Raw genomic sequence first — 1,776 nt, 5'->3', positions numbered from 1 at the left:
GCCCGAGAACAGCAACAGCTTTTCGGTCAGCGTGGTTTTACCCGCGTCGGGGTGGGAGATGATGGCAAACGTGCGGCGGCGCTTGACCTGTTTTTCGATTTCAGTGGATTCGGACATAACCCACGATTATCGGTGAGATGGCCCCCACGCTCCGCCGCTACGTGCCTTCGGCGTTCGCTGCCCCTTTCCTATGAGACAGGGGCTGGCCTTGCTTGGGGCGGCCCGGCGCGGCCGCCGGCGTTTCTCTTATTGGGGATGCGGTGCTTAACCAGGTTGCCGGGCAAATCGCGGTTGTTTCACCCCGTCGATCACGACCTCTTCATTGAACATGGCGGCGGGCCGTACCCACAGGCCTTTTTCGCCATACAGCGCGCGGTACAGCGTCATCGGCTCCAGGCTTTCGCTGTGGCGCACGGTGCCGACCACCTCATACAGCATGCCTTTGTAGTGGCGGTACAGACCGGGTGGGGTTTCGATCAGGGGAGGCAATGCGTGGGCGGTGGCTTCTGGCATAGGAATCAGGGATTTAAAAATATTGCGCGGTGGCTCGGTGGGACAATGGAGGCTATGCATCCTAAAGCCTTACTCGACAGTTGTTCCGAGCTTCTCAAGCAGGTCCTCAAATTTGATCATCCCGCCGACATGGTGGTGTCGCGCTATTTCCGCGACTATCGCCTCGGCCCCCGTGAACGTGCCACCGTGGCGGAAACGATTTACGGTGTTCTTCGCAAGAAAAATCTTTATACCTATCTGGCCCAGCATGGCAGCGGCGCGCCGGAGCGGCGTCTTGCGATTCTCGGTTTTGCGGCGGACCGCGACTTTCTTTTGGGTGCGCTGACCGACCAGGAAAAAGACTGGCTGGCGCGTTGCGACCAGGTCAAACCATCGGACCTGATGGAGCTGCATCGCCACAACCTCCCGCAGTGGCTGGTTGATCCGTTGAAAGAGCAGCTTGGTGATGATTTCTGGCCGCTGGTCGAGAGCCTGAACGCACCGGCCGGRCTTGATTTGCGCGTCAACACGCTCAAGGATAAACGGGCTGAAGTCCAGAAGGAGCTTGCGAAAGCGGCTATCAAAACCGTAGCAACACCGTATTCGCCCTGGGGCCTGCGCATTGCCGACGGCAAGCCCCAGCTGGGCAAACTGGATGCTTTCACGCGTGGCGCCATTGAAGTGCAGGACGAAGGCTCGCAGCTGTTGGCCCTGCTGGTCGATGCCAAGCGAGGTGAGATGGTGGTCGACTTTTGTGCAGGGGCGGGCGGCAAGACCCTGGCCCTCGGGGCTTCCATGCGCAATACCGGGCGCCTTTACGCGTTTGATACGTCGGGACACCGGCTGGATGCGCTCAAGCCGCGGCTGGCGCGCAGCGGCCTTTCCAATGTTCATCCGGTGGCTATTGCCCATGAGCGTGACGACCGGATCAAGCGCCTGGCCGGCAAGATAGACCGGGTCCTGGTGGACGCCCCGTGCTCGGGCTTGGGCACCTTGCGGCGCAATCCTGACCTCAAATGGCGGCAGACGCCCAAGGCGATTGAAGAGCTCAGGGCCAAGCAAACTGCCATTTTGCAGAGCGCTGCGCGGCTTTTAAAGCCCGGCGGACGCCTAGTTTACGCGACTTGCAGCGTTTTGCGTGAAGAAAACGAAGCCATCGCTGAAGCCTTTAGTGAGGCGAATAAAGAGTTCAACGTCCTTGAAACAGGGCCCTTGTTGACTCATCTGGGGGTGGAACACGCGGAAAAACTCTGCCGCGGACCCTACCTTCGGCTCTGGCCTTAC

3 protein-coding genes are annotated in these 1,776 nt (G+C 59.9%); 1 reads left to right on the top strand and 2 read right to left on the bottom strand.

What is annotated here, in order from left to right:
* Together AC1D1X_RS22290 and AC1D1X_RS22285 are read right to left on the bottom strand one after the other, a co-directional pair.
* A partial coding sequence (locus tag AC1D1X_RS22290; RefSeq protein ID WP_477699219.1) for a GTP-binding protein occupies positions 1–117 on the bottom strand: 117 nt, incomplete at its 3' end.
* 147 nt (positions 118–264) lie between these two features.
* A complete protein-coding gene (locus tag AC1D1X_RS22285; RefSeq protein WP_477669675.1) occupies positions 265–513 on the bottom strand; it encodes a DUF1653 domain-containing protein in 249 nt (82 codons plus the stop codon).
* Between the two features lie 54 nt (positions 514–567).
* On the opposite strand from AC1D1X_RS22285, the gene AC1D1X_RS22280 reads away from it, so the two are divergent.
* Positions 568–1,776, top strand: a 1,209-nt coding sequence (locus AC1D1X_RS22280; RefSeq protein ID WP_477699218.1) for an RsmB/NOP family class I SAM-dependent RNA methyltransferase, incomplete at its 3' end; no start/stop codon positions are given.

The sequence above is a fragment of the Polaromonas sp. P1_G4 genome, assembly GCF_056405475.1.
This window is presented reverse-complemented; position numbering and strand designations above follow the sequence as displayed.